The organism is Desulfomonilaceae bacterium, assembly GCA_041662605.1.
Classification (GTDB): domain Bacteria; phylum Desulfobacterota; class Desulfomonilia; order Desulfomonilales; family Desulfomonilaceae; genus CAJBEZ01.
Map to the genome: position 1 here is coordinate 193,725 of JBAZSD010000001.1, position 13,987 is coordinate 207,711.

Here is a 13,987-nt window from a genome sequence, read left to right on the forward strand (position 1 = left end):
CAGCGAAACGACCAACAACATGAAAATCTTTTTGTTCAAAATTTGTCCTCCTTGACCGTAGCCCATAAAATTAGCGACCTTAGAATGTAATCAAAAAAGATGTTTTGTCACTCTTTTTTTTGATTGATCTAGGAAAAACACTGTATGCAAAATTTAGATTTATTATATCAACATATTATTTATATTAGTGAAAGCTTATAATAACCACTCATGACAGTTCCGACTTGAAATGATTTGCGTGCTGTTGCTTTGAAGGTACTAATTGGAATACATTAAAGACTAATTTTATTATAACTAACTTTGGCGACCCCAAAAAATAGGACACCTCAAAAACTGACGATATGTATGGAGATAATCTGATGGAAGCGCTTGGCATGTGCCTGGGAGCTTCGACGTTGAGTATTTGTCGTGTGGAACGTCAAGGCGATCAAATTTCAGTTCTTGACTCAAAGACGATTACTCACGAAGGAAACCCCAGGAAAACCCTCCTGGATGCTCTCGAAAGTATACCGGATATCAAAACTGTTCGGTTAGCCGTAACCGGACGCAAATTCATTAATTTCATAAGATTGACTACAATCTCGGAACCTGAAGCTATTGAATCAGCGGTCTCATTCGCGTTGCCGGACATAAATAAATATAGGGTCTTGGTTAGCGCGGGCGGTGAAACCTTTATGGTGTATCACCTTGACGAAGACAACAAGATCCAGGGTATTCAAACAGGCAACAAGTGCGCTTCAGGAACTGGGGAGTTTTTCCTGCAACAGATAGGACGGATGAACATAGGCCTAACTGAGGTCGAACGTCTCGGGGTTTCGGACCATCCACACAAGGTTTCCGGCCGTTGTTCCGTGTTCTGTAAGAGCGATTGCACTCACGCTTTGAACAAAGGCATTCCTAAGGACCAGGTCGTCTCAGGGCTGGCCATGATGATGTCCAGCAAGATAGTAGAATTGTTGAAGAAATTACCCAAAAGGTCCGTTGCTCTCATAGGGGGATCATCGCTTAACAAGACTATGATCCATTACCTTTCCCATGAGCTACAAGACTTGTTTATTCCCGAACAAGCCCCTTATTTCGAGGCTATGGGCGCGGCAATTTGGGCCCTTGATAATCCAACTACACCATATACTGGAACAACCGAAGTTTTTGAGCAAAAAAGTTCCGCGTTCAGTTTCTTAAAACCTCTTTCCAACTTTCGCGACCTCGTGAGCTTCAAGGAACGTTCCAGAGGAATGGCTCAAGGAGGTGACAGGGTTATCCTTGGACTCGATGTCGGTTCGACGACCACAAAAGGCGTGCTCATGCGCCAAAACGACAAGGCCATTCTAGCCGCAGACTACTTGCGAACGGACGGTGACCCTGTTGGAGCGTCGAGAAATGTTTACCGGAGCCTGCTTAAGCAATTGGACTGCGATATAAACATATTGGGTCTGGGCGTTACAGGATCAGGTCGGCAGATTGCCGGTCTTCATGCGATGACAGAGGGCGTGATAAACGAAATTATTGCGCATGCGGCAGCAGCGGTCCATTTCGATAACGAGGTTGACACAATATTTGAGATCGGTGGGCAGGACGCAAAGTACACTTACATCACCAACGGAGTTCCGAGCGACTACGCTATGAATGAAGCCTGTAGCGCCGGCACTGGTTCATTTCTTGAAGAATCTGCAAAAGAAAGTCTGGGACTTAAAGTGACTGATATCGGGAAAGTAGCTTATACAGCGACCAACCCCCCTAATTTCAACGACCAGTGCGCCGCTTTTATCGGTTCTGACATCAAAAACGCCGCTCAGGAGGGTATTCCTGTAAATGACATAGTCGCGGGGTTGGTTTATTCGATCTGCATGAATTATTCAAATAGGGTCAAAGGTAATAGACCTGTCGGGAAGAAAGTCTTCATGCAGGGAGGCGTCTGTTACAATGAGGCTATCCCGGCAGCTATGGCGGCGTTAACCGGTAAGGAGATAGTGGTGCCGCCGGAGCCCGGTTTGATGGGCGCCTTTGGTGTGGCGCTGGAAGTTGACCGTCGAATAAGTCTCGGCCTGATGAAGGAAGAGCGCTTTGATCTTAAACAGCTTGCGAATCGGGAGGTAATTTACAAAAAGTCTTTCGTCTGCGGCGGTGGGAAGGAAAAGTGTGACCGTCGGTGTGAAATCGCCCGGATCGAGCTGGAAGGAAAGACATATCCATTTGGAGGAGCGTGTAACAGATATGTCAACCTGATTCGTAACCTGGAAGTTGACACCAAGAGTTTGAACATGGTGGATTATCGGCAAAAATTGGTTTTTGAAGACCTTAAACCCCAATCCCCGTCCGATAATCGACCTGTAATCGGTATGAACAGATCTTTTCTGATCAATACGTATTTTCCCCTTTTTAACAGATTCTTTAATGAACTTGGATACCGTGTTGTCCTGCCTGATAAGATAGATCCTGAGGGAAGCGACCAGCAGGGCGCCGCTTTCTGCTTTCCGGTAGAGATTGCCCACGGATACATGTCAACCCTTATTCAAACGGACCCGGATATCCTCTTTCTGCCACACGTCCGGGGCATTCCAACTGACGATGAAGACCCCAACACCTGTACATGCGTGTTTGTACAGGGTGAAGGTTTCTACCTATCGACGGCGTTTGAGCAGATTAAATCAAAACAGATTTTACGTCCGTTTCTTAACATGAGTCGAGGTCTGCAATCTTGCAAAGATGATTTTGTGGGTATCGCCACCGGGCTTGGCAAGAGCAAGGCCGACGGTTTGAGAGCTTTTAAGGCCGCTGTTGAGGCTCAGGACAACTTCAAGGCAAGGTTGCGGGCAAAAGGCGCCGAGATTTTGAAGGAGATAGAGGCCTCACCCGAAATCACCACGATTGTATTGTTCGGCAGACCTTATAACTCCTTTACGTCGGAATCCAATAAAGGGATACCTGTGAAGTTCGCTTCCAGGGGTTACCGAGTCTTACCTTTCGATATGCTGCCATTTGAAGATCAAAGCATGGACGACGAGGCAACCATGTACTGGTCAATGGGAAGAATGATTCTCAAGGCCGGCAGATTTGTAAAAAAGCATCCTCAACTTTTTGGTGTTTATATAAGTAACTTCTCATGCGGTCCTGACTCTTTTGTAGTCGGCTACTTCAGGGATGAAATGGGTCGCAAGCCCTCTCTTACTCTTGAGTTAGACAGTCATACCGCCGACGCGGGTCTGGAAACCCGAATTGAGGCGTTTTTGGATATTGTCCATTACTATAGAGAGCTTCAAAGCCAGCAAAAAATTGTAGCTCTTCATAAAGACTTCAAGGCCGCAGTTACCGGCATGGTGAATGGGAAACCATGCATTATTACACCAGATGGTCAGAATTACCCGTTAAACCACCCGAAAGTTCGTGTGGTCTTGCCTGCCATGGGACGATTCGCGCACCAAGCCCTTGTCAGGACCTTTGAAAAAGTTGGCATAAACGCCTATGGGTTACCTCCTGCGGATGAAGAAGTTTTGAAAATAGGACGCGGAAATTCAACATGCAAAGAGTGCTTGCCTCTCCAGACAACCGTCGGCTCGATGCTGAATTATTTCTGGAAATTACGGCCGAAGGACGAAATTACCGCCTACTTCATGCCGGGAGCTGCCGGTCCGTGTCGTTTTGGTCAGTACAATGTTTTTTCCAGAAGGTTGATTGAACGTCACGAAATACCCAATGCCGCTGTCCTTACTCTTAACGCATCCAACGGGTACATGGGACTTGGTGACAGATTTACACTGCCTGCATGGCGAGCAATCCTAGTAGGCGATGTTATGTATGAAATCTGGTCCACGATCATGGCTGCAGCCAAAGATCGTGAATCCGGTCTGGAAATATTTTTCAAGGAATGGAAATCTCTTGTTGATGTGATCCACCGACCATGGAAAGAGATAAAACGACAGATCGGCCTATCTGCGGTCGAGTTGTCAAAGATTCCGCTTATAGCCCCGTACGATGAGATACCGAAAATATCGTTGATAGGTGAAATCTACGTACGAAACGATCCTATCTCATTGCAAAAGCTTGTTGAAAAAATGTCGGATCGAGGTTTTATTGTCCGCACATCTCAAACCAGCGAATGGATTAAATACGTTGACTGGCTCATCAAGACTGGGATTGAGGGCGATTCCCGTGATGTTCCGTTCTGGATTCGTTATTTTGTCAAGAGGCATTTTGACAAAAAGGTCAGGAAATTGTTTGGACCTTCCGGACTGTTTTTCAACGAGATACTGGAAGTTGACGATCTTATAAAGGCCGGGGAGCGTTATATATCTCCAATGTTAACTGGAGAGGCGATCCTTACGGTAGGCGCTGCGCTCCATGAAATTCTTCATCCGTCTTGCGGCATAATCTCAATAGGTCCATTCGGATGTATGCCTACACGAGTCGCTGAAGCCATCTTGTCCGAGAAATTCACAGTGGGTGAAAAACTCGCGTCAATGGACAACAACGGATCAAGACCAAACCTTGACAATCCAATATTTAAGAGTCCTGACCGTAAACTGCCCTTTCTTGCGATAGAAACAGACGGGAATGCGTTTCCACAGATTATTGAAGCGCGATTGGAGGCTTTTTCGCTCCAAGCCAAGAGATTGCACCAAAAAATGATGGTTGAAAGGCATTAGATTATCGCTTCTCCAAACGATCAAACAGACCCGTCTCTTACGACCCGGGCTAGAGGCGCCCGGGCGGAGCTTATAGCGGAACACAAACTGGTGGAACTTGGATACAGAATTGTCACCAGGAATTATTTCTGCAAGCTGGGCGAGATCGATCTTATTGCGACCCAGGGCGATGACCTCGTTTTTATAGAGGTGCGTTCCCGTCACTCACAGGAAGCGTTGAATCCCCTATTTACACTGGACCAACGCAAGTTAAACAGAGTGATTAAGGCGGCGAAGTTCTATATCTCCGGTAAACAGATAGACTCCCCGATGAGATTTGATGTTGTGATTGTCACGTTGGGGACAGATCCGGATGTAGAAATAATTCAAAACGCTTTTGACGCTCCATGAATAGTCCTGGTAGTAGCGGAACGGGGCGTGCCCGTCACTTCTGTTGTTAATTTGAGACCCGTGTCATGGCAATATTCGATGTCAGTTTAACGTTGAAGACGGGGATGTTGACCTACCCCGGTGACCCTTCTTTTTCTATTGAACATGGATTTTCAATAAAAAACGGTGATGGATTCAACCTTTCCCTGCTATCATTGACTACTCACACTGGAACTCACATTGACGCCCCTGCCCATTACCTGGGCGGCGGCAGGACAATCGAGCTTGCTCCTCTCGACGTCTTGATAGGCCCGGGAGTTGTTCTGGATATGAGGGGTGTGAACATCATCGATCGGATAGTTCTCGAGAATTCAGCATTGACCGACGAAAAACGGGTATTTTTTAAGACGGATAACAGCTTAAAGATTAGAGAACCGGAAGTTCGCAGTGATTACACATATATTGAGGATTCCGGCGCTGCATTGCTGATAGAAAGAGGCGTAGAACTTGTTGGGATAGACTATCTGTCAGTCGACAGGTTAGATGACGAAGACGCTCCTGCGCACAGGATTCTTTTATCGGCGGGCGCTTTCATTGTGGAAGGGTTGGATTTGCTTGACGCCCCCCTCGGCGCTTGCCAAATTTATTGCCTGCCGTTGAAGATTGAAGGTGGAGACGGAGCGCCCGCCAGAGTTTTGATTGAAACGGGTCTATCTTCCAATGTGTCAGCCCGTGGATACGTCTGTTGAGTGACGCTCCCAATAAAAGAAAAGCCCATAACAGGGCCTATAAAGAAACTCACAGAGCAATAGTCAACACAAATTCTGATTTCCAAGGGAAAAGCGAACTTATGCTCCTGCCGACTCTTCGATCGGGACGGGCTGTCCTTTTTGAAACGCTGGATTGTTTGCCCACCAATCAATGCCAATTTCCTTGGCCTTATCGACCGAACAGATCACCAATCTGATTTGAATCGTCAAGAGTTCGACATCCACAAGTTTTATCTTTATGTCGCCAGCTATTACGATGCCTTTATCGAGCACCCGCTCAAGCAGATCGGCTAGATTTGTGCTTTCCAGCGAGTGACGCGTATGTTGTTGCATAGCCATTTCCAGGTCCTCCTTACAGCAATTTGCCAAGCGGACCGAGGTCGAGGTTTAAATCTTTTTTCTCAAGACCAAACTCCTTACGAAGTCTATCGATCTCTTCAGCTTGCCTCATTAGAGTTACGCCGATGTTTTCAATCTCCGAATTACTTAGTGACCCCGCTTCAATTCTTCTGATGGCTTGACGTTCCAGAAGTTCGTGCAACAGCCTTACAAGCGTCAAAACAAGTTGACCGAGACCGTTCTTAACATTGTCCTGTTCAAGATTGATCTTCCCGGCGGCGTTTTTGGAATTGCTCTTCAGCTCTGATGTCACGCTCATAATGGTTGCGAAATCCTTGATAGAATCGGATTCGACAGCCGCCTCACAAACACTTACTGCACGAGGAAAGTTTACCGTCCCTTCCAGTTCGCTTGTCTCAACATCTATACAAAATGGCGCAGCCATTATTTAAATCCTTATCAGCGCTCTCTTAAATTTATCACACGAGAAATTGATTGCTATCGAGTTGTGAAGCCTGTTGCGGTCCCAGGCAATCATAAGCTGACGACTGGCCCGTGTTTTCCGAACTTGAGTTGTTCCTGGTTTCTATAGACGTTAGAACAAGCTGCAAACCCAGGTATATCAGGTCCACATTGGCCACCGATATTGTAACTTCTCCTATGATCACCGCTCCCTTGTTCAGTATCCTGTCGAGGGCCTCGCAGAGAGTTACTTGGTGGAGATCGTCATTGATCAAATCATCGCGCATAAGCGGTCTCTTCTATTATGACACACAGTCGGTTCCGTTGAATCATTTACTTTCCCTGATCGCTTCGGCGACCTGGGCTTCTTGATCTTCCTGTTCGTCGTCTTCCAACTCGTCATCTGAGTCAGAATCAATTCCTTCAATGCTGTCAAGCCTATCAAGGAGTGCAGATTCCCTGGCATCAAAGTCCTCTTCGGAAATCGACCCGGATTCCAGGCTCCTATACAATTTTTGCAATTCGAGGGTAATATTGTCCGCTTCGTTGGCGCGTTCCTGCTCCGCAGCTTCATAGATTTCCTGAAAAATCCATAAAACACCACTAACTGGAGCCATCAATATGTCGTCAACGAGAAACATTTTCGCCTCTGTTAAAACAGGCCCGGAAAGGCTCTTACTTTACTTCAAGGTCCACAAAATTGTGTGGCGCCCAAGGCCCATTGTAGTCGAACGCAAAGTTGTCATCAAAAAGACTAGCAGCCTTTAAAACGCCGTCTTCAAACTTTTCAACGCCGCCTCGGTCAATTAAGCAAGCGAGGTTCATGATTTCACGCTCATCCCTGCACTTGTTCCTCTTGATCTCCGAGCAGCGTTGGGCCAGGCATTTGGAAACCGTCTCCATGTGTTCGTCTCTGGCCGATTCCAGGATATTTTGAAAAAGGCGACCCAGTTCGATCTTCTCGTCCTGGGTTGGTTCTCTATTCGGCCGTAACAATTCGTCGCGAGCTATACGAAGCTCATCATAAGTCCTGACCAGGTATTCGAAAATATTGGGGACATCGAGGTTTACTCTCAGCCCCATTTCAATTTTGCCTGAAACTCGTTTCAGGGCTTTTTCGATCGAAGAATTGTTTTTAGCTAGAAAGTCCTTTACTGCGGAGCCATTGGTGGAAATGTTCCCGAAGGACATTGGAAGAAGGTCCCCATTCTCCACAAGAGTCTTGAGCACAGCCTGGTGAGCCGCGAAGTTTTTTCGTTCGGGACGGATTCTTCCATTAGGAGCGTCACTAACTACCGCAGCGGTTTCACCGACGCATATTGTGTAAACTTTTGCCCCGTTAATACCTATCGGGCCAAAAGACCGCTCGTGCGCGCCAGGGATTATGGCGTACAGGTAACGTCCGTTTTTGGCGGGGATATTGGTGACTTTTTTCATCATTCCAGGGCTCCTGTCCCGCAGTTTATTTACGAATTAGGCCTGTTTTCCTTTTGACACCGGTGAGCTATGTTTTACGATGATCTGGGGCGACCTTTCCATGGAACCTTCAACAATGCCTTTGATCATTCCTTCTTCGGTTTTTATTTGTAATAGTCCATTACAGACATAACACCTCACCAGACCTTCAAAATCGTCGTAGGCGTCATCCAGAGAAATACTGTGTCCACATGAAACACATCTGATCTTCATCTTTTTATTCCTTCCATCTTTTAGGAATTCAACTTCCCAGGACCTTTTTTTTTAACCCACATTGGGTTCCTGCCTGGAACCAGATTTTCCAATCCTTTTTTGCCATACGTTTTGCGTGACCCATCTTCATTCGTCCCCAATCCAGGGAGCTAAGAGGGGGTCCTACCGGATGTCTCAACGACCGATAACTCTTTATTTCCGAGCTGGTTTTAATCTCGTCGGATGTTTTTATCCTGATCATTACTCAACTCCGTTTTCCGGAACTACACAGCGCCACTATTCGCGGGCGCTATTAGTACCTTATTTTGAAACCGTCCTTGTCCCTATTACCGGATTGAAAAGAGGACCTGTCCTTCACACCGCCGTTTCTATGGCCAGTTCCGTCATTTCCTGATGGGAGTCCCTGTTTCCTACCCTGATGTTCGCCAAGTTTCTCGAGGATTATGCTTTTCTCAGCTTCAATATCGTTGATCCTGGAATTGATGTTTCGGACACGCGCCAGAGCGCCGTCCCTTTCTTTCTCCCGACGAGCTTTTTCCATCTCGAGGCAACCTATTTTCAAATAAGCCAGGTAAGGGACCCCGCCGGCGTCAACCCTCCCGGAGTAGGTGCGAATATCTCGAACACTTCGAATATTTTGTGATCGGCGTATACTCATCTTTTTACTCCAATCTTAATCTACAGTCACCGGCCTTATTGTAGCTTTTCTCTGAGCCTTATTTTTGCGACAAACCCTCTTGATGACCTCTTTGATCTTTTCAGGCATAAGGGATTGCCCCGATCTGGTAACCTTTGCCGTATCGGTGTTTAATACATCCTGGCAAACCCAGTCAAAGGTAGGGTCATTCTCACGGGCCCGGGCGCCCATGTGAGCTATCACTTTTCCAATAGCTATACAGGCCCGTATTGTCGGTCTATGGTTGTTTACTCCAACCATGCGAAGCTCTCTAATAATGTCTACAATTGTTTCAGCGTCTGATAGAGGAATTCCGGATTTTGACATTGTTATCTGAACTTCGGTTTCACGATCATAGTGATCGACATTTATCGTGATCAGACGATCGAGGAGAGCGTCCTGTGTTTTATGCACACCGGCGTATTCTTCGGGGTTGGACGTAAAAATGGCCCTAAAATCTGGATGGACTTCAAGATAACCTTCACCTGTACGGCGCATACTGGGTAGATTTAGAATTTTTTCCTCAAGGATGCTCAAGAGGACGTTATTAGCCTCCGGCCTAGACCTTGTGAATTCATCATAAATCAGAGTATATCCTTCTCGACACGCTGTTGTTAAACGATTGTCGACCCACAGGCTGCGCATCTCTTCTTCAGTTCGCACGACGGAATGAATATAATTGTCGATCAGTTTGGACTTGCGATAACCGGAATCCCGGCCAACCAGGTCCGAACTCCCGAATTCGTCATCCCCATGAATCAAAATGACCGGTCTTTCGCGTTCAGCCGCCAGATGGAAAGCAAGAGTCGTTTTACCGGTCCCGGCTGGGCCTGCGAAATGGACCGAATAGCCGACGTTGAGGAAGGCCATAGCCTTCTCCGTCAAATTGCGTACGTGCGATGTATAGACAAACTGTTCACTAGCTTGCGGAACAACATTGTCATCATCATTCTTGATAATTTCAGATTGAATAACTTCTATATTTTCCAGGCCTCCCATGACTTTTGCTCCCTTTTCACCACCTGAATTTTATTGATCGGCCGTCCACTCCGGAATGTGGAAGAACTTTCGGGAAGAGATCGATTCAGCCTAAAGCGGATCAGACTGTGATAACAAATCCTTTGCCATGGCATTTGAGACAATCAAGAGAGGGATTTGATTGATCATCTCCTGATCCACGGCATTCCGGGCAAGTAACAATTGGACTCGATGGTAATGGAACATAACCCTTGCCCTTACAGCTTGTGCAGGTAAACGTTTTAACAGCCCCAGTTCCACCACAGTGAGGACAAACCCTGTAAGGTTTGGGAACATCAACGACCCCTTTACCGCCACACACACTGCATACGGACTGCCACGACATAATGCCGAAAGGGTCTTTCCCGGTACCTCTGCAGAATGAACAGGTTATTTTACTCATGGTCTTTCTCTTGTTGGCCTAGCGTCGGCCATCGCTTTTCAGATCAGGTCTGATAATCCGATGGCCTTGGCTTGACCAATGTTTTTCATTTCTTGTCTTTTTTTATGCCTGCCGATGATTGAGCTTGAGCTTTAGATCTTTCGGCCTCTGCTCTTGACCTTGACTCTTCCAGGGCCTTGGCTCTCTGTTCAGCTTCCATCCGAGCTTTTCTGTCCTGTTCAGCCTTAGCTCGTTGTTCAGCTTCCATCCGAGCTTTTCTGTCCCGTTCAGTCTTGGCTCGTTGTTCAGCCTCTAACTTTGATTTTCGTCCCTGGGGAGACAATGTTACCCATGCAGCTCGTGCGCCTACTAATTCATCAACATTCACTTTCCTCATCGCTTTGACATTGTTTTCAAGTTGGTTTACAAACTTGTTCCTGTCTGCCTTCGTCGCTTTTGCCATTTTTACGTGCTCGGCCTTGAACCCGTCCATCATTACCTTCGTCTCTTTGTTCTTGGCATTGACGAACCTGATCACATCAGCTACGAAAATGGCGTTTTCTCGCTTCGTAGTGACCCCCATCTCCTTTCGGTTTTTGTCATAACCCGTCAGGAGACCGGACACGTGGTTGGCTACATCTGAAACGAACTCAGCGTTTGCCTTTTTGGTCTTGGCCGCCATTTCAGCATGGCTCTTGTCAAAGGCGTTCAGGAGACCGTTAACTTCAACATCCAGAGTTGAGACGAACTTTACTCGATCGGCCTTGGTCCGAACCGCCATATTTTTCTGGTCTTGTCGGAAACCGCCGCGCATTTTTGAAACCTCGGTTTTCATTTCCTTGGTTTCTTTATCGAGATGAGCCCCAAAGACTTTGCGAGACTCCCGCAAGCCTTCAATCTCTCCGCACAATCTGGCGATGTCGTCAGTCAGAGCGCCCATTAATCCTCCTTTGTCTGTTTAACCCGACAGATTTGCCAACTCTTTCTCGTCAATCAAGCTGATCAGTTATGTCAGGTTTCGCTGGACCCAGAGCTTCGGGGGGCGCAGTATCTCAGCTCCCCCCATAGCCGTTGGGGACCCAGAGGCAGATATGCCTAATTACGCAGGAGCGGCGGCGCTGGCGGTGAGACCAATAGCTTCAGCGTATTTCAGGTAGGTCTCGACTGATGCGATGACAACCCTCGCCTCGACTGTGAGCAGCTCAATACCAACCAATGAGACCTTCACCCAAGCGTCGATCACGATACCTTTGTCCAAGATCCTGTCCACAACCTCTGCGAGGCTGGAAGAATCGGTAGATTTAGCTATCTTGGCCATTTTCTCCCTCCATCTGTTTTAGTTTGCCTTAACGGCTTTTGATGATTTGGCATGCCGACCATTGTAAATGCTAGATACGTGCCAAGATGAGCGGGGCTGTATCTCGTCTCGTTAAAGCATAGCAGGGAAGCGTCTATCCAAGCGGTATAATAAACTTATCATTGCTTTAGAAAAGACATTTGGTGTAACAGAGGTCCTCGCGGGTTCATTCTTTAGAATCGAAGGCGGCGCTATCACGTCCAGCCAAGCCAAGAGACATCTCAAGCGCATTTCACATAACTTATGCGGACGTTTAATACGCCGGCCGATATCAGAAATGTATGGCGACAAAAGGAGACATGTGGAACTACATCTATGGAATTGATTCCATATCTATGCATTATGCCCCCGTATTAAGGTACTTTTAATCTGAAGGTTGGGACAACAAACGCGCAGATTTCACCGCATCCACGATAGCGGCGTTCGAAAAGGGCTTGGGAATAAAGTGGACAATGAGACCTGTTCTGAGCGCTTCCTGGATCTTGTCATCGTGTTCGTAGTAATAACCGGAAATCATGATAATTTTTGTCGAGGGGTGTGATACTTTGAGCAGACGCGCTATTTCCAGACCTTCCATGTCCGGCAACTTCGCGTCGAGAAAAGCTATCTCAAACTCAGTTTGAGGAGCGATAGCCAATGCTTCAGCTCCTGTAGAGGCCCTAAAAACGTCGAAGTTGTTGCTCCTGAGGACGCTTTCCAAGACCCACAACATGTCAGGCTCATCGTCTATTACGAGAATCGTGGGGAGTGATTCCATTTATTATTAACTCTATTTTCAGAATATAGGCAGACTCACGCAAAATGTCGATCCACTACCCTCTTCACTATCGACTTCTATTTTACCAAGGTGCTGCTTTACTATGATGGAATGGCAAATGGACAGTCCCAGGCCCGTGCCCTTACCAACGGAGGCGGATGTATAAAACGGATCAAAGATCCTTTCGAGGTCCTGTTTTGGGATGCCTACACCGGTGTCAGATATTTTCACACAAGCTTCAGTTTCCGTTTTTTCAACATGGACATTAAGTTCTCCACCCTCGGTCATCGCGTTCAAGCCGTTTAAAAACAAATTCACAAATACCTGCTGCAAGAGATTGGAGTGTCCCAAGACCCTGACTTCCCGCCCCTTGTTTTCGACGGAAACCTGCACTTTTTGTATTTTGGCTTGATTGACAACAAGCTTGACCGCGTCATTGAGGACCGAAACAAGATCCAACTGTTCCATATCGCTGGATGAAGAAGGTCTGGCAAATTTAAGGAGGTCTTGAATAATCGTTGACGCCTTCTCAATCCCGGACAGGATTTTGTGAATGCAGACTTTGTTAAATTCTGGATCAATCGTATCTTCCAACAGAAACTGAGCTGAAGAATAGCTCACTGCCAGCGGATTTCTTATTTCATGGGCTATTCCTCCGGCCATTACACCTAAAGCAGCCAGCTTTTGGGACTTTAATAATTCCATCTCCAATTCTTTTCGTTCCCTTAAATCTCGACCAATTGCGACTATACCAACGGTCATGTTATTTTCATCTTTCATCCCCGAAAAAATCCAACCGATCGGCAGACATTCATTGTTCTTGGTTATCAGGTCCCATTCACCAACTTGAGATTCACCTTGTCCCGCAACTTTCTTCAGGATCCTACGTATTTCCGGTTGAAGCTCCGCTTGGAACAGATCGAAGAAAAGCGCTCCGCAGATTTCATTTGAACGGAAACCTGTCAATCTCTCAGCCGCAGTATTCCAGGTCAGGACAATACCTTCCGAATCCGTAGACAGGATTATGTCCCACGCGCTTTCAACTATTCCGGCCAGATGTCTTTGGGCCTTAACAACCTCTTCTCCCAATCTTATTTGTTCTGTCACGTCGTCCATTAGCAGCATTACGTTTTCGACTTGCCCCTGCCACAAGAACGGCAAAATGCTGTAGTAATAGACTCGTAGTGGCACGCCAGGCGCCCTGTAAGTCATTCGTCCGCCCCGTGTGGTCATTTTGTGATCAAAAACTTGCCTCACTCGGGCAGTGATGTCCATGTATTCAATGAGGGGCTCGGGTAGAAGATCCTGCAGTCTCGCCCCGATTGCCTGTTCACGCATCTTGCGGTTTTTTTCCAGAAAATTTCTGTTCACCGCGACAATTCTCATTTGACTATCTATCAACAAGACAGATGAGGGTATAGCTTCCAGCAGCATCTCAAAAAGTTTGGCGTGTCTGCTAAAACTTTCCCTTTTCGGAGCCCCCAACACCTCAGCTTCCATTTTTCACACCTCTTGATCCAACGCAG

The 13,987-nt window shown here is 46.8% G+C and carries 17 protein-coding genes; 3 read left to right on the forward strand and 14 right to left on the reverse strand.

What is annotated here, in order from left to right; genetic code table 11:
* Positions 1–359: 359 nt before the first annotated feature.
* The 3 genes from WC647_00755 to WC647_00765 all read left to right on the forward strand — a co-directional run bounded on the left by WC647_00755 (position 360) and on the right by WC647_00765 (position 5,761).
* Entirely contained in the window at positions 360–4,643 is a 4,284-nt protein-coding gene (locus WC647_00755) for an acyl-CoA dehydratase activase (GenBank protein ID MFA6220820.1), read from the forward strand.
* Between the two features lie 3 nt (positions 4,644–4,646).
* Entirely contained in the window at positions 4,647–5,033 is a 387-nt protein-coding gene (locus WC647_00760) for a YraN family protein (protein ID MFA6220821.1), read from the forward strand.
* Between the two features lie 65 nt (positions 5,034–5,098).
* Positions 5,099–5,761, forward strand: coding sequence for a cyclase family protein (locus tag WC647_00765; GenBank protein ID MFA6220822.1), 663 nt, complete (start codon positions 5,099–5,101; stop codon positions 5,759–5,761).
* Between the two features lie 99 nt (positions 5,762–5,860).
* Here the strand turns inward: WC647_00765 and WC647_00770 are convergent, their stop codons facing one another.
* The 14 genes from WC647_00770 to WC647_00835 form a co-directional block, all read right to left on the reverse strand.
* A complete protein-coding gene (locus WC647_00770) occupies positions 5,861–6,121 on the reverse strand; it encodes a gas vesicle protein (GenBank protein ID MFA6220823.1) in 261 nt (86 codons plus the stop codon).
* 13 nt (positions 6,122–6,134) lie between these two features.
* The gene (locus tag WC647_00775) at positions 6,135–6,566 is read right to left on the reverse strand and encodes a gas vesicle protein K (protein MFA6220824.1); all 432 of its coding nucleotides are present in this window, start codon (positions 6,564–6,566) and stop codon (positions 6,135–6,137) included.
* Between the two features lie 34 nt (positions 6,567–6,600).
* Complete coding sequence (locus tag WC647_00780) at positions 6,601–6,870, reverse strand: gas vesicle protein (GenBank protein MFA6220825.1); 270 nt, start codon at positions 6,868–6,870, stop codon at positions 6,601–6,603.
* A 42-nt stretch (positions 6,871–6,912) separates the two neighbouring features.
* Complete coding sequence (locus WC647_00785; protein MFA6220826.1) at positions 6,913–7,224, reverse strand: gas vesicle protein GvpG; 312 nt, start codon at positions 7,222–7,224, stop codon at positions 6,913–6,915.
* 34 nt (positions 7,225–7,258) lie between these two features.
* On the reverse strand, positions 7,259–8,023 hold the full coding sequence (locus WC647_00790) for a GvpL/GvpF family gas vesicle protein (GenBank protein MFA6220827.1): 765 nt from the start codon (positions 8,021–8,023) through the stop codon (positions 7,259–7,261).
* 33 nt (positions 8,024–8,056) lie between these two features.
* A complete protein-coding gene (locus WC647_00795; GenBank protein MFA6220828.1) occupies positions 8,057–8,272 on the reverse strand; it encodes a hypothetical protein in 216 nt (71 codons plus the stop codon).
* A 28-nt stretch (positions 8,273–8,300) separates the two neighbouring features.
* A complete protein-coding gene (locus WC647_00800; protein MFA6220829.1) occupies positions 8,301–8,513 on the reverse strand; it encodes a hypothetical protein in 213 nt (70 codons plus the stop codon).
* Positions 8,514–8,564: 51 nt separating this feature from the next.
* Positions 8,565–8,930: a hypothetical protein gene (locus tag WC647_00805; GenBank protein ID MFA6220830.1), complete on the reverse strand. Its 366-nt coding sequence runs from the start codon at positions 8,928–8,930 to the stop codon at positions 8,565–8,567.
* 15 nt (positions 8,931–8,945) lie between these two features.
* Complete coding sequence (gene gvpN, locus WC647_00810) at positions 8,946–9,947, reverse strand: gas vesicle protein GvpN (protein MFA6220831.1); 1,002 nt, start codon at positions 9,945–9,947, stop codon at positions 8,946–8,948.
* Between the two features lie 100 nt (positions 9,948–10,047).
* Positions 10,048–10,368 carry a hypothetical protein gene (locus WC647_00815; protein ID MFA6220832.1) on the reverse strand — a complete coding sequence of 107 codons (321 nt, stop codon included), beginning with the start codon at positions 10,366–10,368 and terminating at the stop codon, positions 10,048–10,050.
* An 85-nt stretch (positions 10,369–10,453) separates the two neighbouring features.
* Complete coding sequence (locus tag WC647_00820) at positions 10,454–11,287, reverse strand: hypothetical protein (GenBank protein ID MFA6220833.1); 834 nt, start codon at positions 11,285–11,287, stop codon at positions 10,454–10,456.
* A gap of 159 nt (positions 11,288–11,446) precedes the next feature.
* Positions 11,447–11,665 (reverse strand): gas vesicle structural protein GvpA, encoded by a 219-nt coding sequence (gvpA, locus tag WC647_00825; protein ID MFA6220834.1) that lies wholly within the window; start codon positions 11,663–11,665, stop codon positions 11,447–11,449.
* 403 nt (positions 11,666–12,068) lie between these two features.
* Positions 12,069–12,461, reverse strand: a complete 393-nt coding sequence (locus WC647_00830; GenBank protein ID MFA6220835.1) for a response regulator — start codon at positions 12,459–12,461, stop codon at positions 12,069–12,071.
* An 18-nt stretch (positions 12,462–12,479) separates the two neighbouring features.
* Complete coding sequence (locus WC647_00835; GenBank protein ID MFA6220836.1) at positions 12,480–13,961, reverse strand: ATP-binding protein; 1,482 nt, start codon at positions 13,959–13,961, stop codon at positions 12,480–12,482.
* Between the last annotated feature and the right edge of the window lie 26 nt (positions 13,962–13,987).

Excerpts from the sequence above, each read along its gene's own strand:
- WC647_00800 (MFA6220829.1), bottom strand. The coding sequence starts at position 8,513 with ATGATCAGGATAAAAACATCCGACGAGATTAAAACCAGCTCGGAAATA.
- WC647_00765 (MFA6220822.1), top strand. The coding sequence starts at position 5,099 with ATGGCAATATTCGATGTCAGTTTAACGTTGAAGACGGGGATGTTGACC.
- WC647_00815 (MFA6220832.1), bottom strand. The coding sequence starts at position 10,368 with ATGAGTAAAATAACCTGTTCATTCTGCAGAGGTACCGGGAAAGACCCT.
- WC647_00820 (MFA6220833.1), bottom strand. The coding sequence starts at position 11,287 with ATGGGCGCTCTGACTGACGACATCGCCAGATTGTGCGGAGAGATTGAA.
- WC647_00830 (MFA6220835.1), bottom strand. The coding sequence starts at position 12,461 with ATGGAATCACTCCCCACGATTCTCGTAATAGACGATGAGCCTGACATG.
- WC647_00835 (MFA6220836.1), bottom strand. The coding sequence starts at position 13,961 with ATGGAAGCTGAGGTGTTGGGGGCTCCGAAAAGGGAAAGTTTTAGCAGA.
- WC647_00785 (MFA6220826.1), bottom strand. The coding sequence starts at position 7,224 with ATGTTTCTCGTTGACGACATATTGATGGCTCCAGTTAGTGGTGTTTTA.
- WC647_00775 (MFA6220824.1), bottom strand. The coding sequence starts at position 6,566 with ATGGCTGCGCCATTTTGTATAGATGTTGAGACAAGCGAACTGGAAGGG.
- WC647_00790 (MFA6220827.1), bottom strand. The coding sequence starts at position 8,023 with ATGATGAAAAAAGTCACCAATATCCCCGCCAAAAACGGACGTTACCTG.
- WC647_00805 (MFA6220830.1), bottom strand. The coding sequence starts at position 8,930 with ATGAGTATACGCCGATCACAAAATATTCGAAGTGTTCGAGATATTCGC.
- WC647_00770 (MFA6220823.1), bottom strand. The coding sequence starts at position 6,121 with ATGGCTATGCAACAACATACGCGTCACTCGCTGGAAAGCACAAATCTA.
- gvpA (MFA6220834.1), bottom strand. The coding sequence starts at position 11,665 with ATGGCCAAGATAGCTAAATCTACCGATTCTTCCAGCCTCGCAGAGGTT.
- WC647_00780 (MFA6220825.1), bottom strand. The coding sequence starts at position 6,870 with ATGCGCGATGATTTGATCAATGACGATCTCCACCAAGTAACTCTCTGC.
- WC647_00795 (MFA6220828.1), bottom strand. The coding sequence starts at position 8,272 with ATGAAGATCAGATGTGTTTCATGTGGACACAGTATTTCTCTGGATGAC.
- WC647_00755 (MFA6220820.1), top strand. The coding sequence starts at position 360 with ATGGAAGCGCTTGGCATGTGCCTGGGAGCTTCGACGTTGAGTATTTGT.
- gvpN (MFA6220831.1), bottom strand. The coding sequence starts at position 9,947 with ATGGGAGGCCTGGAAAATATAGAAGTTATTCAATCTGAAATTATCAAG.